The organism is Streptomyces sp. NBC_00158 (assembly GCF_045160885.1).
GTDB lineage: Bacteria > Actinomycetota > Actinomycetes > Streptomycetales > Streptomycetaceae > Streptomyces.
On record NZ_CP108161.1, the window covers coordinates 3410001 to 3435632 of the forward strand.

A 25632-nucleotide genomic window follows, 5' to 3' on the forward strand; every position below is an offset into this window, starting at 1 on the left:
GGGCTCGTCGGCGGCCAGATCGTCGACGAGAGCCGTCCCGCCAGCTTCACGCTGCTGTTCGGCATCGAGGCCGTGATGTTCCTGGTGCTGGCGGTCGTGATCGCCACCGTGCGGATGCCGCACGTGCAGAACATCAGCGAGGCGATGGCCAAGGACGCGGCGCCCGCGGGTGGTGGCTGGAAGCGGCTGCTGCGCCACAAGGCGATGGTGCAGCTGTGCGTGCTGGGCTTCGTGCTGTTCTTCGCCTGCTACGGGCAGTTCGAGTCGGGTCTGGCGGCCTTCGGCACCGAGGCTGCGGGGATCTCCCCCTCGACCCTCGGGTTCGCGCTGGCCGCCAACACGGGTGCGATCGTCGTGGCGCAGTTCGTCGTGCTGAAGCTGGTCGAGAAGCGGCGCCGGTCGCGGGTGATCGCGCTGGTCGGGCTGATCTGGACCGTGGCGTGGCTGATCGCCGGGTTCTCGGGGCTGGGGCACGGCAGCGCGATGATGGCCGCCGCCGCGTTCATCACCACGTACGCGCTCTTCGGGATCGGTGAGGCGATGCTGTCGCCGACGCTGGCCCCGCTGGTGGCCGACCTGGCCCCCGAGGGTTCGGTCGGGCAGTACAACTCGGCCTTCGCCCTGGTCAAGCAGATGGCGCTGGCGCTCGGGCCGCTGGGCGTGCCGCTGGGTGCGGGGATTCCGATGCTGTACATCGGGGTGTTCGTGCTGGTGTCGCTCGGGATCTCGGTGCTGGCGCTGCGGCTGGGCGGGCGGCTGAGCCCGGTGCAGGACAACCCGTCGGCGGTGAGCCGGGTCGTGGCGCAGGGGCCGGCGGTGGCCTCGGAGCGGGCGGAGCGGGTGTCCGCGTAAGAGGGGTGCGGCGGGAAACGTCGGGGAGAGCCCCCGGTCCTTCGGGACCGGGGGCTCTCCCCTTTCGCTTCCGGCGTCGTCATCTGTCGGGGAGGGCGAACTCGCACCAGACGGCCTTGCCGCCGCCGGGGGTGCGGCGGGAGCCCCAGGCGGAGGCGATGGTGGCGATGATCGAGATGCCGCGGCCGGTCTCGTCGCCCGGTTCGGCGCGGCGGCGGCGCGGGAGGTGGTCGTCCCCGTCGGTGACCTCGACGATCAGGCGGCGGTCGGTGCGGCGCAGGCGCAGGCGCATGGGCGGGGTGCCGTGCTGGAGGGAGTTCGCGACGAGCTCGCTGGCGGCCAGGACGCCGAGGTCGCAGAGCTCGACGGGGAAGCGCCAGGAGCTGAGGACGCCCTGGGCGAAGGCGCGGGCGCGCGGGGCGGCCTCGACGCCGCCGAGGAGTTCGAGGGCGGCGTTGTGGAAGAGCTCGGCGTCCACTCCGGTGCGGGCGGGCTGCTGGAGGACCATGACGGCGACGTCGTCGTCGTGGTCGGCGTCGACTCCGAGGGCGCGCATGAGGCGGTCGCAGATGATCGCGGGGGTGCCCTGGGCTCCGGCGAGGGCGCGTTCGAGGGCGGCGACGCCTTCGTCGATGTCCTCGCCGCGGCGTTCGACCAGGCCGTCGGTGTAGAGGACGGCGGTGGAGCCGGGGCCGAGGGCGATGGTGCCGGAGCTGTGGAGCCAGCCGCCGGTGCCGAGCGGGGGGCCGGTGGGGTCGGCGGCGCGGCGTACGGTGCCGTCCTCGTCGCGGACGAGGATGGGGAGGTGGCCGGCGGAGGCGTAGGCCAGGAGTCCTTCGTTGGGGTCGTGGACGGCGTAGACGCAGGTGGCGATCTGGCTGGCGTCGATCTCGGCGGCGAGGCCGTCGAGGAGCTGCAGGACCTCGTGGGGCGGGAGGTCGAGGCGGGCGTAGGCGCGGACGGCGGTGCGGAGCTGGCCCATGACGGCGGCGGCGCGGACGCCGCGGCCCATGACGTCGCCGATGACGAGGGCGGTGCGGCCGGCGCCGAGGGTGATGACGTCGTACCAGTCGCCGCCGACGGCGGCTTCGGTGCCGCCGGGCTGGTAGGTGGCGGCGACGCGGAGGTCGTCGGGCTGTTCCAGTTCCTGGGGCAGGAGGGAGCGCTGGAGGGTGACGGCGGCTTCGCGCTGGCGGCGTTCGCTGGCGCGGAGGCGGTCGACGGCTTCGGCGTGGTCGGTGACGTCGGCGAGGTGGACGAGGATGCCGGTGTGCTCGGGGTCGGTCTCGCCGTCGGCGGCGGCCTTGGGGAACTCGACGGGGGTGCAGGTGACGGTGTACGAGTTGCCGCCGCCGGGGGCGGTGCGGTTCTTGGCGGTACGGGGCTTGCCGCTGCGCTGGACCTGGTCGAGGAGTTCGAGGAGGCCGAGCTCGCCGAGTTCGGGGAGGGCTTCGCGGGCGGGTTCGCCGGTGGTGCGGGGGCCGAAGCCGGCGGTGTAGGCGTCGTTGACGTAGGCGACGCGGTGCTCGGGGCCGTGGACGAGGGCGACGAGGGCCGGGAGCAGGCCGAGGACTTCCCGTACGGGGAGCTCGTCGAGGGCGGGCGCGGCGGGGAGCGGGGCCGTGCCGGTGCCGCGGACGGTGGCGTCGGCGGGGCTGCCGTCGGAGGGCGCGGCGGGGTGGGCGGCGGCGCCGCGGGCTGCCGGGACGGAGCCCTCACCGCGTTTGGCCTGGGCCGCGGCGTGCTCGTTCCGGGCTGCGGCGCGGCGCGTGCCGGGGAAGCGGGCGCTCCAGCGCGTGAAGTTCACTGCGTTCAAGCCTCGTGGTGTCGCAAGTGGTCGCGGTGTGTCCTCCCGGCGGTGCCGGGAGGTGCCCCTGGGGTCGGGCGCTGGACGGTGTCCCCCGGTGGATTTCACTCGGTGGATGTCACTGTGTGCAGGCGTGAGCCCACCTATGGTCACACGTCCAGTGTGGCCGACGGCACTGACGACGTCAGCCCTGCTTGTCCTGCGGGGGGTCGGGGGCGGGTTTGGGCGGGTGGTGGCGGTGGCCGGTTCCGGCGGCGAGTTCGAATTCCGCCCTGGGGTGTTCGAGGGATCCGAGGGAGACGATCTCGCGCTTGAAGAGGCCCGCGAGGGTCCATTCGGCGAGGACGCGCATTTTGCGGTTGAAGGTGGGGACGCGGCTGAGGTGGTAGGCGCGGTGCATGAACCAGGCGGGGTAGCCCTTGAGCTTGCGGCCGTAGAGCAGGGCGACGCCCTTGTGGAGGCCGAGGGAGGCGACGGAGCCGGCGTATTTGTGGGCGTACTCGGTGAGGAGTTCGCCGCGCAGGGCGGCGACGAGGTTGTCGGAGAGCTGCTTGGCCTGGCGGACGGCGTGCTGGGCGTTGGGGGCGCATTCGCGGCCGGGTTCGCCGGCGGTGATGTCGGGGACGGCGGCGGCGTCGCCGGCGGCCCAGGCGTGTTCGACTCCTTCGACGGTGAGGAAGGAGGTGCAGCTGAGGCGCCCGCGTTCGTTCTTGGGGAGGTCGCTGGCGGCGAGGACGGGGTGGGGTTTGACGCCGGCGGTCCAGACGATGGTGCGGGTGGGGAAACGGGAGCCGTCGCTGAGGACGGCGACGCGGTTCTCGCAGGATTCGAGGCGGGTCTCGAGGCGGACGTCGATATTGCGGCTGCGCAGTTCGCGGACGGTGTAGACGCCCATTTCGGGGCCGACCTCGGGGAGGATCCGGTCACTGGCCTCGACCAGCACCCATTTCATGTCCTCGGGCTTGACGTTGTGGTAGTACCGGGCGGCGTATCGGGCCATGTCCTCCAGTTCGCCGAGTGCCTCGACGCCTGCGAAACCGCCGCCGACGAAGACGAAGGTGAGGGCGGCGTCGCGGATTGCGGGGTCGCGGGTGGAGGAGGCGATGTCCATCTGTTCGATGACGTGGTTGCGCAGGCCGATGGCCTCTTCGACGGTCTTGAATCCGATGCCGTAGTCGGCGAGCCCGGGGACGGGGAGGGTGCGGGAGACGGAGCCGGGGGCGAGGACGAGTTCGTCGTATTCGATCTCGATGCCGCCGGTGCCCTCCTCGGCGGTGGCGAGGGTGGTGACGGTCGCGGTCCGCTTGGCGTGGTCGATGCGCCGGGCCTCGCCGATGACGATGCGGCAGCGGTCCAGGACGCGGCGCAGGGGGATCACGACGTGCCGGGGCGAGATCGCGCCGGCGGCGGCTTCCGGGAGGAAGGGCTGGTACGTCATGTAGGGCTCGGGGGTCACCACGGTGACCTCGGCTTCGCCGGATCTCAGCTTCCGCTGGAGGCCCAGGGCCGTGTACATGCCGACGTAGCCCCCGCCGACGACGAGGATGCGCGTGCGGGGCGGGGTACCGGGGTCGTCGCCCCGGGAGTTAGCAGCCTTCACCATCCCATGACGCAACGTGGCCGGGAGTTTGTCCACAGGCCCGGCAAATTGTGTGACCGGTGGGGGTGGTGGGACCGGCCTGTCAGGAGATCCCGATCACGTTAGAAGTGCGCAGGTCAGCGCTCCGGAGGGGGTGATTCCGGGGAGTTGCGGCGGAAAAGTGGCGGTGAATGCTCCGATCGGGCGGTGCTCGGTCGGGGGCTGCCTCTTCTGAATTGACTCTGGCTCAACTATGTTCGTATCTCGTCGAGGATGTAGGACCAGGGCCCTCATGACCGTGGCCCCCCTCGACACGAAGGCGGGGAGTGTCTCCGGGGGGAGACAAGTGATTACCGGGGGATACATATGAACATTTCCGATTTCCATGGCTCTGTCACCGCTCTGTCCGCGGAGACCGGCGGACGCGTGATGGCGGGCTCGACCACCCACGGCGTGGGCCGCTCCACGCCGCTGCGCGTCGACGCCCAGCGCAACCTGGAGCACGTGCTCCGGGCGGCCCGCGAGGTCTTCGGCGAGCTGGGCTACGGGGCTCCGATGGAGGACGTGGCGCGGCGCGCGCGGGTCGGCGTCGGGACCGTCTACCGGCGGTTCCCCAGCAAGGACGTGCTGGTCCGGCGGATAGCCGAGGAGGAGACCGCCCGGCTGACCGAGCAGGCCAAGTCCGCCCTCGGCCAGGAGGAGGAGCCGTGGCAGGCGCTGTCGCGCTTCCTGCGCACCTCCGTGGCCTCCGGCGCGGGCCGGCTGCTGCCGCCGCAGGTGCTGCGGGTCGGCGCCGCCGCCGAGGAGGACGCGGCCGACGAGGCCGCCGCCCGTGTCCCGCACCAGCGCCAGGCCGCAGCGGGCGGTACGGCGGAGCTGCGGGTCGTCGGCGCGCGGACCTCGGTCGAGGACGAGCCGTCGGAGGACGCCGGAGCGGGCGCCCTGCTGGAGGTCGTCGGCCGCCTGGTGGACCGGGCGCGGGAGGCCGGTGAGCTGCGGACCGACGTCACGGTGGCCGATGTGCTGCTGGTGATAGCGACCGCCGCGCCCGCGCTGCCCGACCCGGCCCAGCAGGCCGCGGCTTCGGCCCGGCTGCTGGACATCCTGCTCGAAGGGCTGCGCTCCCGGTCGGCGTGAGTCGGCGCCCCGGCCCAGCGGGCCGGGGGGTGGGGTGCGGTGTTGAGCCGCGGCCTTGGGCCGAACCGTTGGCGGTCCGGCCCCCGCAGGGGTGGGGGCCGGTTCGTCAACGGGGGTACTCGAACGGCAGGTCGCTCGAAGGGGTGAGGAGCGGTCCGGTGATTCGCCGGATTGTCCTCGGATGAGTGGATGGCGCGAAGAGGGACCCGAGGGGCCATCGCCGTGTGACAGGCTGGATCGGTGGACCGGTTCGAGTGTGTCGTGCGGAGGCTTCCGCGATGAGCGTTGACGGGCGGGACGAGTCCCTCGGTGGCGTCGGTGGAACCGGCGCCGAGGTCGGGGCGGGCAGCCTGCCCGCCCGGCAGGTCCCGGCCCAGCGCGAACGCGGCGGCCGGCACGCCAAGTCCGCCACGCCGGGCACCGAACTCCCTCCGTCCGACGGCGACTTGATCGCCAGGATGCGCTCCGGCGACGACGGGGCGTACGAGGAGCTGTTCCGCCGGCACGCCGACTCGGTACGGCGCTACGCGCGGACCTGCTGCCGGGACGGGCACACCGCCGACGACCTGACCGCCGAGGTGTTCGCGCGGACGCTGCAGGCGGTACGGGGCGGGGCCGGGCCGGACCAGTCGGTGCGGGCCTATCTCCTGACCACCGTGCGGCGGGTCGCCGCGGCCTGGGCGAAGACCGCCCGGCGGGAGCAGCTGGTCGAGGACTTCGCGGTGTTCGCGGAACAGGCGGCCGGGGGTGCGGAGGGCGTTGGCGGGCTGTCCGGGGACGACACCCTCGAACTGGGCGCCGATGTGCGGGCGATGCACGAGGCCGAGCGGTCGCTCGCCATGCAGGCCTTCCGGAGCCTGCCCGAGCGGTGGCAGGCCGTGCTGTGGCACACCACCGTCGAGGAGTCCTCGCCGAGTGCGATCGCCCCGCTGTTCGGGCTGAGCGCCAACGCGACGGCGGTACTGGCCAGCCGGGCCCGGGAGGGCCTCAAGCAGGCCTACCTACAGGCCCACGTGAGTTCCGCGCTCAGCGCGGGCGGCGACTGCGCCCGGTACGCGGACCGGCTGGGCGCGTACGCCCGGGGCGGGCTGCGGGTGCGGGCGGAGCGGGGGCTGCGCAAGCACCTGGAGGAGTGTGCCAAGTGCCGGCTGGCCGCCGGTGAGCTGAAGGACGTCAACGCGGGCATTCCCGCGCTGCTGCCGGTGGCGGTCATCGGGTGGTTCGCCGCCGGGTACGCCGCCAAGGCGGCCGGGGTGGTGGCCGGTGGGGCCGTCGCCGCCGGGGGTGCGGGCGCCGCCGCCGCGGCGGCTGGTGGGTCGTCGGCCGGTGCCGGAGCCGGTGCGGGGGCCGCTGGTGCCGGCGCCGGAGCCGCCGGCGGGGCCGGTGCGGGGGCCGGGGGTGCCGGCGGGGCCGGGGGCGCTGCGGTCTCCGAGGGGCTGGGGCTGCCCGCCAAGGCCGCCATCGCGGCCGGGATAGCGGTCGCCGCTGCCGCCGGGGTGGTGTTCGCGCTGACCGGCGACGAGCCCGAGCCGCAGGCGGCGCCCGCGCCCGGGGTGGTGGCGCCGGTGGCGCCCGAGGTGCCCGCGCCGGCCGTGTCCGCCGCGCCGGAGTCGAGGCCGCCGGGGGCTCCGTCACCGGCTGCGCGGGGGTCGGTGCCGCCCCGGCGGAGCCCGGCGCCGTCGGCTCCCGCGTCCTCGGCGCCGGCTCCGACGGCCGCGCCGCCGTCCGTTCCCGCGAGCCCTCGGCCGAAGCCCTCCCCCACTCCGACGCCCTCGCCCACGCGGGCCCGGCCGACGCCACCGCCGCCGCAGCCGCCGCAGGGGTTCCCGCTCGCCGGGCTCGGGCACTCCGCCGTCGGGCAGCACACCGGCCCCGAGCTGGAGACCTGGCGCAGCAGCTGGGTGTGGCAGCGGTGGGGGCTGATGGTGGGCGGGCAGCGGTTCGGGCAGGGGATCACCGTGCACTCCCGCTCCACGGTGGAGATCACCCTCAACCGGCAGTGCACCGGCTTCTCGGCGCGGGCCGGGGTGGACGGGCTGTCGCTGCCGACCGACGGGACGCTGCGGTTCTCCGTCTACGGCGACGGGCAGCGGCTGTGGCGTTCCGACGCCCTCGGGTACGACGACGCCCCGGTGCCGGTCCAGGTGCCGCTCGGCGGGCGTTCGAAGCTGCGGCTGGTGGTGGAGCAGGCCGGGCAGGGGCACCTGCCGACGCTGGCCAGCTGGGCCGACGCGGTGATCAGCTGCCGCTGAGGCCGAGTACGGCGACGACCTCCGCCGGTGTCAGGGCCCGGCCCTCCGCTTCCGCCCGGGCCCGGCCGGCCGCCCCGAGGGCGGCGAGGTTGCGCTCCGGGAGCCCCTCCAGGGCGGCCTCCTCCGGGACCGAGCGGGGATGGCCCGCGCGCCAGGCGGTGGCCGCCGCGAGGACTCGTACGCTCTCCTCGGCACGGCCGGCGTCGGCGAGGAACAGTGACGCCTTCTCGGCGATGCCCGCCAGGAAGCGTTCCGCGCAGTGCCCGGCCACCGCCCCGGCGAGGGCCGGGCCGATCCCGGCCAGACCCGCCTCCGGACCGTTCTCGCGGGCGTCCAGGACGGTCTCGATGAGGTCCATCCCGGCGTTGAACTGGGCGGGCACGTTGATCCGTTCGGCCGCGGCCCGGGCGGCCGCGCACTCGGTGCGGGCGCGGGCGAGGTCGCCGCGCTGGAGGGCGAGCGTGGCGGACAGGAACCGGCTGAAGGTGTTCACGTCGTACACCCCGCCCTGCTCGTCGGCCTCGCGGTCGGCCTCCGCGAGGAGCTTCTCGGCGGCCTCGTAGTTCCCGGCGCAGTACTCGGTCTCGGCGATGCGGGCGATCGCGAAGGGGGCCTCGATGCGGGCGCCGACCTCCCGGGCCAGGCTCAGGCACTCCTCGTAGGCGGCGCGGGCGGTGCCGTACTGGCCGCGCGAGAGGGCGGCTTCCCCGGCGGCGCTGGCCACCTGGGCGCGGATCCAGCGGTCGCCGACGCGGCGGGCGATCGCGTCGAGTTCGGCCAGGTCCGCGTCCACGGCGGTGAGGCCACCGGTCATGTCGATGGCGAAGTGCGTGCGCATCAGCAGGGGGATGGCGGTCTCCCAGTCGCCCGCGTGGCGGCGGCAGTTGGCGATCGACTCGTCGATGCTCCCGTGGAAGTGCTCCATGTCGCCGGTGAGGAAGCAGATCGCGGGCCAGAGCATGCCGGGGAACCGGGTGGTCTCCGGGGAGCCGTGGCGGAAGACCTCCTTGAGGCGGGCGGCCTGCTCGCGGTGTTCGGGCGTGCGGAAGACGTCCGCGCCGGCGCTCTCGGCGAGCAGGAACATGTGGAGCATGCGCAGCCGCATGTAGGGCCAGAACTGCGGGGAGCCCTCGGCCGGTTCGGCGGGGGTCAGGGCGAGGATCCGGGCGGCCCAGTCGGCGCCCTCGGCGCGGTAGTCGCGCAGCCACCAGAACCAGCCGAGGGCGGCCAGCATGCGCTGGGCGATCAGGGTGCCGGCGGAGCCCCGCTCCCCCTCGACGACGGTGTCGAGGGCGGAGCGCAGGTTGTCGAGCTCGGTCTCGAAGCGGCGGATCCAGGGGAGCTGCTGCGCGGAGCGCAGCAGCGGCTCGGCCCGTTCGGTGAGGGCGAGGTAGTGCTCGGCGTGCCGCAGGGCGGTGGCGCGGGCGTCGGCGGGGTCCTCGGCGAGGCGTTCGGCGGCGTACTCGTGGATGGTCTCCAGGAGCCGGTAGCGCATGCCGTCGGGGTCCGGTTCGGCGCCGACGAGGGACTTGTCGACGAGTGCCGCCATGGTGCCTGCGACGTCGGCGCGGGTGTCGGCGTCGCCGCAGACGGCCTCGGCGGCCTCCAGGTCGCAGCCGCCGGCGAAGACGGACAGCCGGGCGAGGACGGTGCGTTCGGCGGTGTCGAGGAGGTCCCAGGACCAGTCGACGACGGCGCGCAGGGTCTGCTGGCGCGGCAGCAGGGTGCGGGCTCCGCCGGTCAGGAGGCGGAACCGGTCGTCGAGGCGGTCGGCGATCTGGCGCGGGGTGAGCAGCCGCAGCCGGGCGGCGGCGAGCTCGATGGCGAGCGGCAGCCCGTCGAGGCGGGCGCAGATCTCGGCGACGGCGTCCGGGTCGTCGCCGGGGCCGAAGCCGGGGCGGGCGGCGGCGGCACGGTCGGCGAAGAGGCGGTGCGCGGGGCCGGGCGGCAGCGGGTCCAGGGGACGCAGGAACTCGCCGGGGACGCCGAGGGGCTCGCGGCTGGTGGCCAGGATCCGGACGCCGGGGCAGTGCGTGAGGAGGCGTTCGGCGAGTTCGGCGGCGGCGCCGATGACGTGCTCGCAGTTGTCCAGGACGAGGAGCAGGCGGCGGTGCGCGCAGTGCTCGACGAGGGCGGCGGTCGGGTCGTCGTCGGCGGAGGTCTTCTCGCGGGCGACGAGGCTGTTCTCGCGCAGGCCGAGGGCGCTGAGGACGGCGCCGGGGACGGCTGCGGGGTGGTCGAGGCGGGCGAGTTCGACGATCCAGCCGGAGTCGGGGCGGGCGGCGGCCGCGTGCTCGGCGAGGCGCGTCTTGCCGGAGCCGCCGGGGCCGGTGAGGGTGACGAGGCGTACGCGGTCCAGGTCGGCGGCGAGGGCGGCGAGTTCGGGCTCGCGGCCGACGAAGGAGGTCAGGCGGGGGCGGATGTTGCCGCGCGGCTGCGGGGGCGCGGGCGGGGACGCGGACGGGAGCGGGGGCGGGGCGGGAGCCTGGAGCAGCTCCGCGTGCAGGGCGCGCAGCTCGGGGCCGGGGTCGGCGCCGAGGCCTTCGGCGAGGTCGCGCCGGGTGCGCTCGTAGGCGGCGAGGGCGTCGGCGGAGCGGCCGGCGGCGCGCAGGGCGCGGAGCTGCTGGGCGCGCAGGGGTTCGTCGTACGGGTGCTCGTGGATCAGCGCCTCGATCTCCGGGAGGAGTCCGGCGGGAGCGGTGGCGCCGCTGCGGAGGTCGGCCTCGACGCGGTCCCGCAGGGCGCGGGCGCGGCGGGCCTCGGGGGCGGCGGCGTACACGGTGCGGGCGGGCTCGGGGAGGTCGGCGAGGGCGGGTCCGTGCCACAGGGCGAGGGCCTCGCGGAGGGTGCCGGCCGCGGTGGCGGGGTCGGTGGCGAGCTGCTCGGCGCCGAGGGCCGCGAGGCGGGTGAAGCGGTGCAGGTCGACGTCGTCGCGGGCGGCGGCGAGGCGGTAGCCGCCGGTGGGGTCGGTGGTGAGCCGTCCGGGGCCGAGGGTGCGGCGCAGCCGGGCCACGAGGGCCTGGAGGGCGGCGGGGGCGTCCCGGGGCGGGTCGTCGCCCCAGACCTCGTCGACCAGGTCGGTGACGGACGCGGCGGCCGGGGCGCCCGCGCGGAGGGCGAGGGCGGTCAGGAGGGCGCGGAGGCGGGGGCCGCCGGGGGTGAGGGGGGCGCCGGTGTCTTCGTGGGCCGCCTGGGTGGGGCCGAGGATTCGGTAGCGCACCGGGCAATTCTGCCTTGCCCCTGCCGGGGTGGGTTCGGGTTTTCGGGCGGGCCCGTGTCGCGGGGCGGGTGGGTGGGTGGGTGGGTGGGTGGCGGGCGGGCCCGGGTGACGGGGCGGTGGCCGGGCGCGGGGCGGCAGGCGCGGGAGGGCCCGGGCGCGGGGCCGCCGGGCGCGGGGCGGCTGCGGGTGCCGCTGCGCGGAGCGGTCCCCTAGCCGCCCTTCCACCGTTCCCCGGGCTCCGCCCGGACCCGCGCCTCAAACGCCGACGGGGCTGGAAGACCCTGGGGCTCCGCCCCAGACCCCGCGCCTCAAACTCCCCCAGCTACCGCTGGGAGGTACCCCCAGGCGGGGCTGGGAGGGGGCGGCACGGCTGGGAGGGGCGGGCGCCTCCGGCTCCGTCGGCTGCCGCTGGTAGGCGCGGCCCGGCAGGGCCGGGGTGGTCAGCGGCCGGCTGGGAGGGCGCCCGGGGTGAGGCGGGGGAGGCGGGTGTCCAGGGGCGGGACCGCGCGGCGGCGGGGGGTGGAGGTGCCGGTCCAGCAGGTGCCGCGGCGGGCCAGGAGGCGGCGGAGCCACAGTTCCATCGAGACGAGTTCCGCGAGTCCGTCGAGCGGCACCGGCCGCCCCTCCGCCGCGTCGATCAGGGCCTGTTGCACCACCCGGGCGTCGACGAGGCCGGCGTCCGCGAGGAGCGGCGCCGCGAAGAGGGCCAGCAGTGAGGTGAGGGCGGCCCGCAGCCCCAGCCGGGTGGCGGTGTCGTTCGGGGTGTGCGCCGTGGCGCCCCAGCCGGGCGGGAGTTCGCGCACCCCGGCGGAGGCCAGGACGCTGCGCAGGATCTCGGCGCGGGCCCCGGGCTGTACGCGCAGGGACTCCGGCAGGGCGCGCGCGGCCCGTACGACCTGGTTGTCGAGGAACGGCGCGTGCAGGCGCTGGCTGCGCACCTCCACGGCCTGCTCGAAGACCCGGTGGTCGGCGGCGTGCCGGGCCAGCAGGGCGCGGGCGCGGGCCTCGCCGGGGCGCAGCGAGAGCGGGGGGCGTCCGGCGGCGGCGCGCAGCCGGATCGATACTTCCGCCAGGGCTTCGCCGGTGAGCCAGCCCGCGGCGGGGCCGGGCCGGGACCAGGTGAGGGCGGCGAGCGAGGCGTCGACCGGCCCCGAGGCGGTGGTGACGGCCGCGCCGCCTTCGCGGAGCCGGGCCGCGGCGGCTTCCATGCCCGCGCGGTACGGCGTACGGGCGAGGCGGCGGGCGGCCGAGTAGACGGAGAAGGGGACGAGCAGCGGGTCGGCGGGCGCGGAGCGGGCGAGGGCGGCGACGGGGCGCAGCAGGTGGCGGCGTCTGCGGTCGAGGAGGAGGTCGGCCATGCGGGCGGGGTGCGCGTCGAGGACGCGGCGGGCTCCGTGGCCGGTGAAGTGGTCGGCGGAGCCGGCGGCGAGGCGGCGGCGCTCGCGGGCGGCGGAGACGAGGGAGGGGCCGGGTTCGTCGGTGAGGGGGCCGTCGAGTTCGGCGTAGGGGAGGGCTTCCTCGGCGGCGGCCACGACGACGTGGTGGAGCCGGGGGTCGGCGGCGAGGGCGTGGGCGCGTTCGAGTTCGCCCTCGCGGCCCTGCGGGGTGGCGAGGTCGTTGAAGGTGACGGCGAGGAGCCGGGAGCCGGAGCCCTGGAGGGTGCCGGGGGCGCCGGGCAGGCCCGCGGCGAGGAGGGCGAGCGTCGCGGAGGCGGTGCCGCCGGAGAGGTCGGCGCCGACGCCCGGCGCGGGGGCGCCGCGGGCCGCGCGCCGGTCGGCGGGGCCCATTCCGGGCACGGGTCCGGGGTCCGGGAGGAGGGTCTCGGGAGCATGCCTCGGCGCCGTGAGCCGGGCGCGCACCGCGGCCGTCAACGCTTCCCGTACGCCCTCCACCGCCCGTTCGGGGTCGGCTTCGGGGGCGGCGACGGCGAGGGAGGCCACCGGTTCGTACCCGGTGATCTCCCGGGAGCCCTCGCGCAGGATCAGCGTGTGGCCGGGCGGGATGCGGCGGACTCCCGCGTACGGTGTGCCGTCGCCCAGTGCCTCGGGGCTGTCGGGGCAGGCGAGGAGGGCGGCGAGGTGGCCGACGTCGAGCTGCGCCTCGATGAGGTCGGCGAGCGGGAGCGCGGCGGTGGCGTAGGCGGTGCCGCCGGCCCAGGGGGTGTAGAAGACGGGCCGGGCGCCGGCGAGGTCGCCGAGGACGGTGATGCGGCGTCCGGCCTGGACGACGGCGGTGTAGCTGCCGGGCCATTCGGTGAGGTGGCGCAGGGCGCCGCCGCGGGCGGCGTAGAGGGCGCGGCGGAGTTCGGCGTCGGTGGCGCCGCAGCAGCCGAGGACGGCGAGGCGGGTGAAGGGGTCCGCGGGGTCGGCGGTGACGGTGCGGATCTCGTCCGGGCGCCAGTCGCCGACGGCCCAGAGGGGGTCGGGGTCGCCCCACAGGAGCTGGGCGCCGACGGGGTGGACGGTGCGTTCGGCGTCCTGGGCGGCGGGGTCGTCGGCGTACGCGGCGTCGGCGATGCCGCCGTGCCGGGGCGGCTCGGGGTGGGGCGGGCGGCCGTACGGGGAGCCGGAGCCGTACGGGGAACCCGGGCCGTACGGGGAGCCGGGGCCGTCGTGGCCGGTGCCCGGGCCGGACGGGACCCGTCCTGCCGTGCCGAAGCTCGCGGCGATACTGCTCCAGCCGACCAACCAGCGCACCGCCGCCTCCCCCAGCCCGTGGGCAAATGACCGGGGCAACGGACGGCCGGGACGGCACGGACTGCGTGCGTCGGCGTGCGTCGGCGCTTGGAGGGCGCGGCCGGCGGGACCCCGGGTGGCTCGGGGTCCATGCTGCCACGAGAAGGGCGTGCGAGAGTGGCTTCGGGGGGCGCACATGTAAACGAACACGCCCCGGCCACGCGGTATTTGGCGTTCCGTTCCCAGCGCCCCATAGGTCGGTTTCGGCCATTCTTCGGCCGTACTGAGGGCCGTACGGGCCCTCGCGCGGGGAGCCCGGACAGGCCGCGGGGCGCGGTCCGGGAGGCGTCTCCCACCTCCCGGACCGTTCCGCCACCCGCGGGGATTGAGGCAGCGGCATCCCCCGGCCCACCGGATCCACGCGGCGGGCCGACCCACGCACCGCACATCGAATCGCCGGGCCCCCGGAGCGGCCAGAGCGCACGGCCGGGCGCACGGCCACACGGGCGGAGCACGAGCTGACACGCGCGCCGGGGGCACGACCCCCGGTCCGACTGTGCATACGGACAACAATCCCGCCATACGGAAGTCGGGGCCTTAACGCTTGGGAGGCGGGGAACTACGCTGGGTTTACGAAATGCCGGGCGCCTATGCCCCGGCGGCGTCTGCGTTCCGCGTGTGACGAGGGGTGGCGCATGTCCAGGGAGCTCCGCGAGCCCAACGAGAAGCTCGGCGCCGTCCTCGCCCTGGCGGGCATCAGCAACGCCGGGCTGGCCCGGCGGGTCAACGACCTCGGCGCGCAGCGCGGTCTGACGCTCCGGTACGACAAGACGTCGGTGGCGCGGTGGGTGTCCAAGGGGATGGTGCCGCAGGGCGCGGCCCCGCACCTGATCGCCGCCGCCATCGGGGCGAAGCTGGGCCGGCCGGTGCCGCTGCACGAGATCGGGCTGGCGGACGCCGACCCTGCGCCGGAGGTCGGGCTGGCGTTCCCGCGCGACATCGGGGCGGCGGTGCGCTCGGCGACCGACCTGTACCGGCTGGACCTGGCGGGGCGGCGCGGCGGTGGCGGGATCTGGCAGTCGCTCGCCGGTTCGTTCTCGGTGTCCGCGTACGCGACGCCCGCCTCGCGGTGGCTGATATCTCCGGCCGACAGCTCGGTGGCCCGCGAACCGGGCCCCGCCGGCGACCCGGGCCCCGCCCAGGAGGCACCGGCACCCGCGCCCGGACCCGCACCGGCTTCCGTACCGGCGTCAGTACCGGTTCCTTCCGCCACCGCCGCCCCGCTGCGGCGGGCGCCGGAAAGCCCCGCGCAGGGCGTTGTGCCCGCCCGCTCCGGCCCCGAAACCGCGCCGCCGGCCACCACGGCGGCCACCACCACGGCCACCGGCACCGCCGCGCGGCCCGTGCCGGACGCCTCCCCGCAGCGCGTGGGCCACAGCGACGTGGCGAAGCTGCGCGAGGCCGCCGAGGACGCGCGCCGCTGGGACTCCAAGTACGGCGGCGGGGACTGGCGTTCGTCGATGGTCCCCGAGTGCCTGCGGGTGGACGCGGCGCCGCTGCTGCTCGGCTCCTACACCGACGAGGTGGGGCGCGCCCTCTTCGGGGCGACCGCCGAACTGACCAGGCTGGCCGGCTGGATGGCCTTCGACACCGGCCAGCAGGAGGCCGCCCAGCGCTACTACATCCAGGCGCTGCGCCTGGCCCGGGCGGCGGCCGACGTCCCGCTCGGCGGGTACGTGCTGGCCTCGATGTCCCTCCAGGCGACCTACCGGGACTTCCCCGACGAGGGCGTGGACCTCGCGCAGGCCGCCGTCGAACGCAACCGCGGACTCGCCACCGCCCGCACGATGAGCTTCTTCCGCCTGGTCGAGGCCCGCGCCCACGCGAAGGCGGGCGACTCGGCGGCCGCCGGGTCCGCGCTGCGCGCGTCCGAGGGATGGCTGGAGCGCTCCCGGGAGGGCGACCCCGACCCGACATGGCTGGGTTTCTACTCGTACGACCGTTTCGCGGCGGATGCGGCCGAGTGCTACCGGGACCTCAAACTCCCGCGCCAGGTCCGCCGTTTCACGGAGCAGGCGCTGTCCCGCCCCACGGAGGAGTACGTTCGCTCGCACGGGCTGCGGCTGGTGGTGAGCGCGGTCGCCGAGCTGGAGTCGGGGAACCTCGACGCGGCGTGCGCGGCGGGCACCCGGGCGGTGGAGGTCGCGGGCCGGATCTCCTCGGCGCGGACGACCGAGTACGTACGTGACCTGCTGCACAGGCTGGAACCGTACGGCGACGAGCCGCGGGTGGCGGAGCTGCGGGAGCGCGCCAGGCCGCTTCTGGTGGCCCCCGCGTAGCCCGGTTGTCGGTGGTGGGGTGCAGTATGCAGGGGTGGGAGGTGTCAGCGTGGATTGCGACGTGCTGGTGATCGGTGGCGGGATCGTCGGCTTGTCGACAGCCCATGCCCTGTCACGGCTGGCCCCGGGGACCCGGGTCACCGTACTGGAGAAGGAGTCCGCCCCGGCCCGGCACCAGACGGGCCGCAACAGCGGGGTGATCCACAGCGGCATCTACTACCGCCCGGGATCGCTCAAGGCTCGCTTCGCGGTGACCGGTGCCGCCGAGATGGTCAAGTTCTGCGCTGAGCACGGCATCCCGCACGAGGTGACGGGCAAGCTGATCGTCGCCACCGATCGGTCGGAGCTGCCGCGGCTGCACTCCCTCGTCCAGCGCGGCCGGGAGAACGGCATCCCGGTGCGCGAGCTGGGGCCGGCCCAGATCACCGAGTACGAGCCGCACGTCCGGGGCCTCGCCGCGATCCACGTCGGCACCACCGGGATCGTGGACTACGGGCAGGTCGCGGCGCGGCTCGCCGAGGACTCCGGGGCGGAGATCGTCTACGGCGCGGAGGCCGACCTGATCTCCCGCCGGCCCTCGGCGGTGGCGGTCCGCACCACCTCGGGCCGGGTCTTCCGGGCCCGCGTGCTGGTCAACTGCGCGGGGCTCCAGTGCGACCGGGTGGCCCGCCTGGCCGGTGACGACCCGGGCATGCGGATCATCCCCTTCCGGGGCGAGTACCACGACCTGGCCCGCCCGGACCTGGTCCGGGGGCTGGTCTACCCGGTGCCCGACCCGGCGTTCCCCTTCCTCGGCGTCCACCTGACCCGGGGCATCGGCGGCGGGGTCCACGTCGGCCCGAACGCCGTCCCCGCGCTGGCCCGCGAGGGCTACGGCTGGGGCACGGTCCGGCCGCGGGACATCGCCACCGAGCTGGCTTGGCCGGGATCCTGGCGGATGGCCGGGCGGCACTGGCGGTACGGGGCGGGGGAGATCCACCGCTCCCTGTCGAAGCGGGCCTTCACGGAGGCCGTACGCCGCCTGCTGCCGGCCGTCACGGAAGCGGACCTCACCCCGGCGGCGGCGGGGGTGCGGGCGCAGGCGGTGCTGCGGGACGGCACCCTCGTCGACGACTTCCTCATCCGCGAGGCGCCGCGCACGGTGCACGTCCTGAACGCCCCGTCGCCTGCGGCGACCGCTTCGCTCCCGATCGGCCGCGAAATCGCCGGCCGGGCCTTGGCGCAGCTGCCTTCTTGACGCGCGGCTCGCGCGGCTCGGCGCCGGGGCGCCTCACCTTCTTGACGCGCCGCTCGCGCGGCTCGGCGCCGGGGCGCCTCACCGGCTTCGCGTCGCTGCGACGGCCTCCGGCCGTCGTACCCGGGGCGGGGCCGGTTCGCCTGGCTGGTGCCGGTGGGGTCGGGTGCGGGTGGTTGGCCGCTGCGCGGGGCCGGTCCCCTACCCGCCCTTCCACCGTTCCCAGGGGCTCCGCCCCTGACCCGGTACGGGCGCTGCGCGCCCGTCGCCTCAAACGCCGGCGGGGCTATCTATAGCCCCGCCGGCGTTTGAGGCGCGGGGGTCTGGGGGCGGAGCCCCCAGGAGGGGTCCGGGCGCAGCCCGGGGAACGGGCGAAGGGCGGGTAGGGGAACCGGCCCCGCGCAGCGGCGGCCCGCGGCCCACCGCGTCGGAGCGGCAGGCGGCCGGGGCGGCGGCGCCGACCGAACCGGCCCCGCCCGGCCAGGGCGGCGGTGGCGTCCGACGTAGAATCTCGGCATTGTGTCTGAGCCCCTGAACCCCCAGCCCAGCCTCCCCGACTCCCCGCCGGAGGCGTACACGCCGCCCAAGTGGCGCACCGAGCCGCGGTTCCCCGACGGTCCCGCGCCCGACCCCGCCGGGTCGCACCACGAGCGCCGGATCCGCAGCTTCCAGCCGCGCCGCAGCCGGGTCACCACCGGCCAGGGCGAGGCGCTGAAGCGGCTGTGGGGCACCTGGGGCCTGGACATCGACGGCCGCGAGGTCATCGATCTGGAGAAGCTCTTCGACGGGCTCCCCGTCGTCCTGGAGATCGGCTTCGGCATGGGCGAGGCCACCGCCCAGATGGCCGCCGCCGACCCCTCCACCGGCATCCTCGCCGCCGACGTGCACACCCCCGGCCAGGGCAACCTCCTCGCCCTCGCCGAGCGCGGCGGGATGACCAACGTCCGCGTGGCCAACGGCGACGCGATCATCCTGCTCCGCGAGATGCTCCCGCCGGCCTCCCTCGCCGGGATGCGCGTGTACTTCCCGGACCCGTGGCCCAAGGCCCGTCACCACAAGCGGCGGCTGATCCAGCCCGAGTTCCTCGACCTGGCGGCCACCCGCCTGGCGCCCGGGGCCGTGCTGCACTGCGCGACCGACTGGGAGGACTACGCCGAGCAGATGCTCGAAGTCCTCAGCACGCACCCGGAGTTCGTGAACACCCAGGCGGACGGCGGCTACGCGCCGCGCCCCGAGTTCCGCCCGCTCACCAGGTTCGAGGGGCAGGGCCTGGACAAGGGCCACGTCGTCCACGACCTCCTCTTCGCCCGGCGCGGCGCCGAGGAGATCGAACCGGCAGTCGAACCTGACTCCAAGAACTGACAAACGTCACTCGGAGTGTCCGACCCGCTCGCTAGGGTCATCGTGTGTACCGAGCGCTCTCCCGTGTGCTCGCACGCCCGTCGGGCACGGCCCGGATGTGCGTGCTCGGCGCGCTGCTCACCGCCACCGGGGCCGTGATCCTGGAGCTCGTGCGGGAGCAGACCGGCACGGCCGGGTTCTTCGCGGGTCTGGGCCTGGCCCTGCTGCCGGTGCCGCCGCTGATGGCGGCGTTCCGGTGGGTGGGCCGGGTCGCACCGGGCCCCTGGCGGCAGTTGCTGTTCTGCTTCGGCTGGGGAGCCTGCACCGCGGCGCTGATCGCGATACTGGCCAACAGCTTCGCCACTGAGTGGATGGCCGCGGCCTCCGCCGATCCCTCCGCCGCCGACCGGCTGGGGTCCGTGGTGGTCGCGCCGGTGGTGGAGGAGACGGCGAAGGCGGCGGCCCTGCTGCTCGTCTTCGTCTTCCGAAGACGGCGGTTGACCGGTGCCGCCGACGGGATCGCGCTCGCCGGGTTCACCGCCACCGGCTTCGCCTTCACCGAGAACATCCTCTACCTGGGCAACGCCTTCGAGGAGGACCTGGCCAACGGCACCCGCGTGCTGGACTCCGTGACGGCGGCGACGTTCTTCGTGCGGGTGGTGCTCTCCCCGTTCGCGCACCCGCTCTTCACGGTGCTGACCGGCCTCGGCTTCGGCATGGCCGCGCTCACCTCCCGCCGTGCGCACAGGACCGGGCTGCCCCTGCTGGGCCTGGCCCTCGCCATGGGCGCCCACGCGCTGTGGAACGGCTCCTCGCACTTCGGTGAGTACGGTTTCTACCTGGTCTACGGCTGCGTGATGGTCCCGGCGTTCGGGCTGCTGGTGTGGCTCGCGGTGCGGGTCCGGCGCGAGCGCCTGCGGGCCGTCGCCGCCGAGCTGTCGGTGTACGCGGCCGCGGGCTGGCTCGGTCCGGCGGAGGTGCCGGCCCTGGCTTCGATGCCGGCCCGGTCACTGGCGCGCGCCCTGGCCCGCCGCGGCGGGGGCCGTCCCGCCGCCCGTGCGGTGTCCCGGTACGCGGCGGACGCCGCCGCCCTCGCCCTGCTGCGCCGGCACGCCCGTCGCTGCGGCCCGGGCGGCCGGGACCCCGAGTTCGCCGAGCGGGAGCGCGAGTTGCTGCACCGGCTCTGGCACCGCCGGGCCACGGCCGCGCCCGCGCTGGCCCGGGCGGCCGTACTGGAGGAGCTGCTGCCCGCCCCGCGCCGGACCCCGGGGGCCGCCGCCCCCGCGGCCGCACGGGTCTGCGTACCGGCGGCCAGGACCGCGGAGCTGTCGCCCGCCACCGGCTAGGGAGTGTCCGTCAGACGTCGAGGCCCTTCGCGCCCAGCCACGCCAGCGGGTCGACCGTCGAGCCGCCCTTGCGGACTTCGAGGTGGAGGTGCGCTCCGGTGACGTTGCCGGTCGCGCCGACCCGGCCGATGGTCTCGCCGGCGCCCACGGAGCCGGAGGTCACGGACATCGAGGAGAGGTGGCAGTACCAGATCTCGGTACCGTCGTCGAGCTTGAGCACGATCCGGTAGCCGTAGGCCCCGGACCAGCCGGCGGAGATGATCTTGCCGCTGCCCACGGCCTTGACCGGGGTACCGGTCGGGGCGGCGAAGTCGAGGCCGGTGTGATAGCCCGAGGACCACATGGAGCCGGCGACCCCGTAGTGGGAGGTGAGGGTGTAGGAGGAGGTCGGCAGGAACCAGCCGCCCGCCGACTGCGAACCCGAACCGGAACCGGAGCCCGTCGCCGCCTTGGTGGCGGTCTGCTCGGCGGCGGCCTTGTCCGCGGCCGCCTTCTCCGCCGCGGCCTGCTCGGCGGCGGCGCGCACCGTCTCGGCCTCCTTGTCGGCGGCCTCGCGCTGGGCCTTGGCCTCCTGGGCGGCGCTCTCGCGCGCGGTCCGCTCGGCGTCGGCGCGGGCCTGGGCCTGGTCGGCGTCCTGCTGGGACTCGGCCTGGAGGAGGATCCGGCTGAGCAGCGCCTCGCCCGCGTCGCCGCCCTGCTGCGGCACCGCGGCGATCTCCGTGCCGTCCGCGACGCCGGTACCCGCGCCGGTGCCCGTCTTCGCGGAGTCGGCCGCGGCGGCGGTCCGTACGGTGTCGCCGCCCTTGTCGGAGGAGTGGCCGCCACCGCCGAGCAGGTCGGGCATGGATATGGAGACCTGGGGCCGGTCCTGCGCGGTGGCTATGCCTCCCGCGCCGACCGCCGCGATCACGCCGACACCGAGCACGGTGGAGCTGCGGGCGAGTCCGCCGCGCGCCTTGAGGACGCGGTGCTTGCCACGGAGCGGGCGCGCGGAGTCCTCCGTGGGATTCCACTCGGCCCAGGCTCCGGCAGTGGGCGTCTCCTGGACGTCTGTGCCGTCAGGGGCAGGCGAGTTGGAGGCCACGGGGGCACACTCCTCATGGGCGAGAACGCACACGGGTGCCGTCGTTGCGACGGCTGGGACGACCGCGCTGCGTTATCGAACGGTAATCTACGCGGGGGAATGATTCCAAGCCGAAGCGACTGATCGTTAACACCAATCGGCCACGCCCCGAACAGCTTTGGCCTACACATTCGCCTCACGGGGCGGCAACTCGGGCAATTCTCCCGCCCCACCCCCATCACTTCAGCCACACAGGCCAAATGACGCACTGTCAAGACCCTTGCGCAGAGCGCTCTTTCGGCCACGGCGAGTAACCCCGGGCCAGGGGTCCGGGCCCCGTACCGTTCACGGCTCGTCGCGGCGCACCACCGGGACGGTCCTCCTGCGTTCCGGCTGCCCCTCCGCCGCCCGCCCCACCGCGAGCAGTGCCATGTCGTCGGTCGCACCTCCGCCGGTGTGCCGCCGCACATCGCTGCTGAGCGCGCCCAGCAGCTCGTCCGGCCCCGGGAAGACCCGCCCCCGCAGCCGGGCCGCCGGGTCGTAGAAGGTGCCCGACCCGTCCCGCGCCTCGGTCAGCCCGTCGGTGTAGAGCAGCAGCGTGCTGCCGGCCGGGAAGGGCCACTCGTGCGGCCGGGACGCCCCGTCGGGCGCCAGCTCGCCCAGGCCCAGCGGCAGCGCCGGCTCGGCCGGGGCGAGTACCGCCAGGCCGCCGTCCGCGTACAGCAGCAGCGGCTCGGGGTGGCCCCGGTTCAGCAGCCGGAGCCGCTGCGCGCCGGGCGGGATCTCGCCGAGCACGCACGTGGTGAACCCCTCCACCGCGTCCAGGCTGCCCCGCCGCGTCCCCTCCCGGGCCAGGGCCCGCTCCAGGCGCCGCGCGAGGCCCTCCAGGGTCGGTTCGGTCTCCGCCGCCTCCCGGAAGGCCCCCAGCACCACCGCGACGGCCTCCACGGCCCCCAGCCCCTTGCCGCGTACGTCGCCCACCGCGAGCCGCACGCCGTACGGGGTGTCCTGGACGGCGTAGAGGTCCCCGCCGATGAAGGCGTCGGCCTGGGCGGCCTCGTACCGGGCGCAGACGTGCAGCCCCGCGATCCGCCCGGCCGGGGTCGGCAGCACGGCCCGCTGCGCGGCCTCGGCGATCCCGCGCGCCGAGGCGAGCCGCTCGCCGCTGCGCCGTACGACCAGGTTGATCAGCAGGGCCAGCCCGGAGACGGTCAGCACCGTCGCCAGCTCGGTCAGCGCCTCCACCTTCCAGCTGGTGCCGTTGTGGACGTGCAGGGCCACGACCACGAGCGAGGCGGCGACCCCGGTCAGCGCGGTCGCCCGGAGGGTGAACAGGGGCGCCGCGATCAGCGGGGCCGCGGTGAAGAAGGGGGATCCGGTGAAGCTGGGCGGGGTGGCGAGGTCGAAGAGGGTCCCCAGCACGATCAGCAGCACCGGCAGCATCCGCACCACCCGCCGGGCGGCGCCGTCCGCGCTGCCGTCCTTGCCCTGCCGGCCCAGCCCCACCACGCTGTCTCCTGCCGCCCGGTCGCGCCCCGCCCCTCCAGGCTGGCGGCAGGCGGCCCCGTACGGCGAGCGGGCCGGTCCGAAGGGGTGACGGCCTCCCGGGTCCGCGATCGCGGCCCGGACACGACGAAGGCCCGGTTCCAAGAGGAACCGGGCCTTCGTTCTGAGTAGCGGGGACAGGATTTGAACCTGCGACCTCTGGGTTATGAGCCCAGCGAGCTACCGAGCTGCTCCACCCCGCGTCGGTAAACCCAACTCTACGTCATCCGGGGGACAGCTCCCGCCAATTAACCCGCCCACGACCCTGCGGAACGAAATAACCGCAGGTCAGAGCACATGTAAAACGATTCATCCCGGTGTCCGGAGCAGCGGATCGGGTCCCGTCCCGCGGGTCTGCTCACGGGCCTTGGGACGGGATCAGGCCACCGGCCGGCCCCGGAACGGCCGAGCGCCCCGTCCGAAGGAGTCGGACGGGGCGCTCGGCGCGGGCCCGGAGGGTGTTCCCCCCGGCCCGCGAGCGGTAGGCCATGTCGGACTCGAACCGACAACCAACGGATTAAAAGTCCCGGCAAGATCATGCCGGGCCATGTCGATCGGTCCGCTGAGGTCCGGCAATGCCTGGTCAGAGCGCTGCACCATGTCGCCTCATCCGCTCCGGACCAGTCCATGCCAGCACGTCCGCTCACGCATCGCTCACGCATTTGGCGGTGCTGACCAGGGCTCTCTTGCTGTGGTACGTCCATTTGAGCGTAAGAGCCCGCTCGTCGGAGTCGGCCCTCACGCCGCCTCAGGTCAGACGGCTGCGGCTATCGGCTCGTCCTGTGCGCGCTGGGCGGAGAGGTACCGCTCGGCGTCCAGTGCTGCCGCACAGCCGGTGCCGGCTGCGGTGATGGCCTGGCGGTAGGTGTGGTCGACGACGTCGCCAGCGGCGAAGACGCCGGGGATGTTCGTCCGGGTGGAGGGAGCCTCGACGTTGATGTAGCCCTCGTCGTCGAGGTCGAGCTGGCCGGTGAACAGTTCGGTGCGCGGATCGTGGCCGATCGCGATGAACAGGCCCGTGATGTCCAGGTCGCGGGTCTTGCCGGTGAAGGTGTCGCGCAGGGCGACGCCCGCCAGCATGCCGTTCGTCTCCTTGATCTCGGCGATTTCGCTGTCGAAGGCGAAGGAGATCTTGTCGTCGGTGAAGGCCCGGTCCTGCATGACCTTGGAGGCACGCAGGGTGGAGCGGCGGTGGACGACCGTGACCGAGCGGGCGAAGCGAGTGAGGAAGGTGGCTTCCTCCATGGCGGTGTCGCCGCCGCCGACCACGACGATGTCCCGGTCGCGGAAGAAGAAGCCGTCGCAGGTTGCGCACCAGGACACGCCCCGGCCGGAGAGCTCATCTTCCTTGGGCAGGCCGAGCTTTCGGTAGCCGGATCCGGTGGCGATGATCACCGTCTTGGCGCGGTGGACGGTGCCTTCGGAGTCGGTGACTTCCTTGATCGGGCCGGTGAGGTCGACGGAGACGATGTCGTCGTCGATCATCTCGGCGCCGAACTTCTCGGCCTGGGCCCGCATGTTCGCCATGAGGTCCGGGCCGTCGACGCCGTCCGGGAAGCCGGGGAAGTTCTCCACCTCGGTCGTGGTGGTCAGCGACCCGCCGACGAAGATGGAGCTGCCGAACAGCAGAGGCTTCAGCTGGGCGCGGGCCGTGTAGAGGGCTGCGGTGTATCCGGCGGGGCCGGAGCCGATGATGATGACGTTGCGTATGCCGTCGTCGGCGGTGGTCGCGTCGGCCACGGGATCAGCCCTGCTTCTTGGCGTCGATCTCGGCGATCAGGCCCTCGATGAGGCCCTTGATCTCGTCGCGGATGGGGCGGACGGCCTCGACGCCCTGCCCGGCCGGGTCCTCAAGCTGCCAGTCGAGGTAGGTCTTGCCGGGGAAGTACGGGCAGGCGTCGCCGCAGCCCATGGTGATGATGTAGTCGGACGCCTGGGCAGCCTCGGGGGTGAGGACCTTCGGCTTCTGATCGGAGATGTCGATGCCCAGCTCGGCCATGGCTGCGACGGCTGAGGGGTTGATCTGCTCGCCAGGCACGGAACCGGCGGAGCGGACCTCGACGCGGTCACCCGCGAGGTGGCGCAGGAACCCGGCCGCCATCTGGGAGCGGCCCGCGTTGTGGATGCAGACGAACAGGACGGAGGCGGCAGGAGCGGAGGACATCTGTTCTTCCTTGGGGTGAGGCGACTGCGGTGGGGATCGGTGGGGCTTCAGGGGGCGAGCTGGGTGAGCAGCTCGGTGATGTGGGCGTCGATGGCGTCGCGGATATCGCGGACGACGGCGATCGGCGCTTCATCAGGGTCAGCCACGGGCCAGTCGAGGTAGCGGCGACCGGGCATGACGGGGCAGGCATCGCCGCAACCCATCGTGATCACGACGTCGGCGGCCTGGACGACCTCTTGGGTCAGCGGCTTGGGATAGGCATCTGCTAGGTCCACGCCGGCCTCGGTGAGGGCCTGAGCGATGTGCGGCTCCACTGCCTCGGCAGGGTGGGTGCCCGCGGAGGAGACCGTTACCCGCTCGCCTGCCCGGTGGGCGAGGAGGGCGGCGGCCATCTGGGAGCGGCCGGCGTTCTGGCTGCACACGAACAGCACTCGGGTCGGCCCGCTCGTCAGCCCTTGGGTGTGGGCGAGGGCCTCCAGGCGTTCGGCGGTAAGCCGTTCCGCCAGCACGACCAGGTGCGTGCGGATCCGTGCCTGTTCGGCAAGACGTGCGTAGGAGTCGGCGAGCAGGCCCAACACGGTTTCCGGCGCGAAGCGGCCGGCGTACCGGGAGGCGAGACGTGCAGCCCCCGCGGCCAGGCGTTCGTCCGGCAGGAGGGGCGATGAGGGCGTGGACATGGCGTTCCCGTTCAAAGGAGCCAATAAGGTCAGCTCGGACTGGTGTCAGCCCCAGATGATGTGACAGTATCAGCACATGATGACGTCAGTCGACACTGATCTGATCCGGGTTCTGGCCGACCCGCTCAGGCTCCAGATCGTGACCCTGCTCGCGCGCGAGACGCTGTGCACCACCCACCTCGTGGAAGAGACGGGTGCCAAGCAGACGAACCTGTCCAACCACCTGAAGGTGCTGCGCGAGGCCGGGGTCGTGGAGACGGAGCCATGCGGGAGGTACATCTACTACCGCCTGCGCCCGGAAGTCATCGAAGCCCTCGCCGGTCAGTTCGCCGACCTCGCCACGACCGCGCGTGCCACCGCCGAAGCGAACCTCAAGCGGTCCTGCCCATAGCCCGCTCTGC

General features: G+C 74.7%; 17 protein-coding genes and 1 tRNA gene (1 of these 18 cut by a window edge). 8 read left to right on the forward strand and 10 right to left on the reverse strand.

What is annotated here, in order from left to right; translation table 11 throughout:
* Positions 1–852 carry the 3' portion of an MFS transporter gene (locus tag OG553_RS15605; RefSeq protein ID WP_405979565.1) on the forward strand. It extends 444 nt beyond the left edge of the window, so only the last 852 of its 1296 coding nucleotides appear in the window; the start codon falls outside the window, past its left edge; the stop codon is at positions 850–852.
* Positions 853–931: 79 nt separating this feature from the next.
* Here OG553_RS15605 and OG553_RS15610 read toward each other — a convergent pair whose 3' ends face one another.
* The gene (locus OG553_RS15610) at positions 932–2659 is read right to left on the reverse strand and encodes a SpoIIE family protein phosphatase (protein ID WP_405983047.1); all 1728 of its coding nucleotides are present in this window, start codon (positions 2657–2659) and stop codon (positions 932–934) included.
* Between the two features lie 184 nt (positions 2660–2843).
* The gene (locus OG553_RS15615; protein WP_405979566.1) at positions 2844–4262 is read right to left on the reverse strand and encodes an NAD(P)/FAD-dependent oxidoreductase; all 1419 of its coding nucleotides are present in this window, start codon (positions 4260–4262) and stop codon (positions 2844–2846) included.
* Positions 4263–4604: 342 nt separating this feature from the next.
* Here OG553_RS15615 and OG553_RS15620 point away from each other — a divergent pair, with 342 nt between their 5' ends.
* Together OG553_RS15620 and OG553_RS15625 are read left to right on the forward strand one after the other, a co-directional pair.
* Entirely contained in the window at positions 4605–5375 is a 771-nt protein-coding gene (locus OG553_RS15620; RefSeq protein ID WP_405979567.1) for a TetR/AcrR family transcriptional regulator, read from the forward strand.
* A gap of 278 nt (positions 5376–5653) precedes the next feature.
* A complete protein-coding gene (locus OG553_RS15625) occupies positions 5654–7627 on the forward strand; it encodes a sigma-70 family RNA polymerase sigma factor (protein WP_405979568.1) in 1974 nt (657 codons plus the stop codon).
* On the opposite strand, the gene OG553_RS15630 is transcribed toward OG553_RS15625, so the two are convergent.
* Positions 7614–10847, reverse strand: coding sequence for a BTAD domain-containing putative transcriptional regulator (locus tag OG553_RS15630; protein ID WP_405979569.1), 3234 nt, complete (start codon positions 10845–10847; stop codon positions 7614–7616). The two genes, OG553_RS15625 and OG553_RS15630, sit on opposite strands and share 14 nt — an antisense overlap.
* A gap of 440 nt (positions 10848–11287) precedes the next feature.
* Positions 11288–13543, reverse strand: a complete 2256-nt coding sequence (locus OG553_RS15635) for an asparagine synthase-related protein (RefSeq protein ID WP_405979570.1) — start codon at positions 13541–13543, stop codon at positions 11288–11290.
* A gap of 674 nt (positions 13544–14217) precedes the next feature.
* On the opposite strand from OG553_RS15635, the gene OG553_RS15640 reads away from it, so the two are divergent.
* The 4 genes from OG553_RS15640 to OG553_RS15655 all read left to right on the forward strand — a co-directional run bounded on the left by OG553_RS15640 (position 14218) and on the right by OG553_RS15655 (position 19782).
* Positions 14218–15861: a sporulation protein gene (locus OG553_RS15640; protein ID WP_405979571.1), complete on the forward strand. Its 1644-nt coding sequence runs from the start codon at positions 14218–14220 to the stop codon at positions 15859–15861.
* 19 nt (positions 15862–15880) lie between these two features.
* Complete coding sequence (lhgO, locus tag OG553_RS15645) at positions 15881–17098, forward strand: L-2-hydroxyglutarate oxidase (protein WP_405979572.1); 1218 nt, start codon at positions 15881–15883, stop codon at positions 17096–17098.
* Between the two features lie 528 nt (positions 17099–17626).
* Positions 17627–18457, forward strand: a complete 831-nt coding sequence (trmB, locus tag OG553_RS15650) for a tRNA (guanosine(46)-N7)-methyltransferase TrmB (RefSeq protein WP_405983048.1) — start codon at positions 17627–17629, stop codon at positions 18455–18457.
* 95 nt (positions 18458–18552) lie between these two features.
* Positions 18553–19782: a PrsW family intramembrane metalloprotease gene (locus tag OG553_RS15655; RefSeq protein WP_405983049.1), complete on the forward strand. Its 1230-nt coding sequence runs from the start codon at positions 18553–18555 to the stop codon at positions 19780–19782.
* A gap of 10 nt (positions 19783–19792) precedes the next feature.
* Here the strand turns inward: OG553_RS15655 and OG553_RS15660 are convergent, their stop codons facing one another.
* The 6 genes from OG553_RS15660 to OG553_RS15685 all read right to left on the reverse strand — a co-directional run bounded on the left by OG553_RS15660 (position 19793) and on the right by OG553_RS15685 (position 25231).
* Entirely contained in the window at positions 19793–20866 is a 1074-nt protein-coding gene (locus OG553_RS15660) for a M23 family metallopeptidase (protein ID WP_405979573.1), read from the reverse strand.
* 324 nt (positions 20867–21190) lie between these two features.
* Positions 21191–22354 carry a PP2C family protein-serine/threonine phosphatase gene (locus OG553_RS15665; RefSeq protein ID WP_405979574.1) on the reverse strand — a complete coding sequence of 388 codons (1164 nt, stop codon included), beginning with the start codon at positions 22352–22354 and terminating at the stop codon, positions 21191–21193.
* Between the two features lie 165 nt (positions 22355–22519).
* A tRNA-Met gene (locus OG553_RS15670) sits at positions 22520–22593 on the reverse strand.
* A 550-nt stretch (positions 22594–23143) separates the two neighbouring features.
* Positions 23144–24130, reverse strand: a complete 987-nt coding sequence (gene trxB / locus OG553_RS15675) for a thioredoxin-disulfide reductase (protein WP_405979575.1) — start codon at positions 24128–24130, stop codon at positions 23144–23146.
* Between the two features lie 4 nt (positions 24131–24134).
* A complete protein-coding gene (locus OG553_RS15680) occupies positions 24135–24554 on the reverse strand; it encodes an arsenate reductase ArsC (RefSeq protein WP_315895706.1) in 420 nt (139 codons plus the stop codon).
* 47 nt (positions 24555–24601) lie between these two features.
* Positions 24602–25231: a three-helix bundle dimerization domain-containing protein gene (locus OG553_RS15685; protein ID WP_405979576.1), complete on the reverse strand. Its 630-nt coding sequence runs from the start codon at positions 25229–25231 to the stop codon at positions 24602–24604.
* Positions 25232–25307: 76 nt separating this feature from the next.
* Between OG553_RS15685 and OG553_RS15690 the strand changes: the two genes are divergently transcribed.
* A complete protein-coding gene (locus OG553_RS15690; RefSeq protein ID WP_069931123.1) occupies positions 25308–25622 on the forward strand; it encodes a helix-turn-helix transcriptional regulator in 315 nt (104 codons plus the stop codon).
* Positions 25623–25632 lie beyond the last annotated feature (10 nt).